Origin of the sequence: Paenibacillus solisilvae (assembly GCF_042656405.1) — a bacterium.
Lineage (GTDB): Bacteria > Bacillota > Bacilli > Paenibacillales > Paenibacillaceae > Paenibacillus_Z > Paenibacillus_Z solisilvae.
This window is the reverse complement of record NZ_JBHSOW010000141.1, coordinates 1-818: the sequence shown is the minus strand read 5'-3', so window position 1 is coordinate 818 and position 818 is coordinate 1. Positions and strand designations below refer to the sequence as shown.

Annotated in this window: 1 protein-coding gene; it reads right to left on the bottom strand. The window is 46.6% G+C overall.

Going from position 1 to position 818, the window contains the following annotated elements; all coding sequences use genetic code 11:
* Positions 1-818: transposase (locus tag ACFPYJ_RS33050; RefSeq protein WP_379192849.1), on the bottom strand; the 818-nt coding region annotated here is incomplete at both ends.

The window sequence follows — 818 nt, the reverse complement described above, 5'->3', positions numbered from 1 at the left end:
ATGATTCGTTTTAAATTCACTGCAAATATCGCCATAGCTCCTTGTATTTGCATCCCTAACAGACCCGAGGACGACGCTACGTCGTACCCGTGCCGATGTTTAAGCTCACTGTTTTTCGCTTCAATTTTGTAGCGTTCTTTTGCTTTTTCCTTGAAATACTCACTTTCCTGGAAGGCCATCTGTTCAGCATGTTCCCCGGATTTAATACTTACGGAGTACGTTTTGGTTTTGGATCCTTCTTTGTAACATCCCACTTTGAAGGGGCACCGTTTGCAAAGCTCCACATCGAAATAGTATGTATCCGTCTGGTTTTTTCCTTTGCCCTTCGTTCCTTGCCTCGCTTTGCGGATCGCCATATGACCGGCTTTGCATACGTACATGCCTGCATCTTTGTTGAATTCGAACTCGTCTTCCTTCTTACGCATACCTTGCGAAATTTGCGGGTGAAGCCTTGAAATCAGTTCGATTTCATTTTCCTTGCTATACGCCAAGTTGTCCTTCTCCGAATACGCCGTATCGCCGATCACAGTCGTTATTTCCATACCCGTGGCTTTGCTTTTCTCGATAAGGGCCTGCAGTTGTTTTCCGTCGTTCTTCTCGCCTGTTGTTACGATTGCCGCTGTAATGATTCGTTCCTCGGTCATGGCTATATGCGTCTTGTAGCCAAAAAACGAAGAGTCTGCGCTCTTATGTCCGACGCGGGCGTCTTGATCTTGCGAAATGCTCAGTTGCTCCACGTCATCTTCAACGGTTTCTTTGAGCATGTTCAGCGGTTCCGTGATCTTAGGCAGTTGAGCGATGCCAAGTTTCGTTTCGGT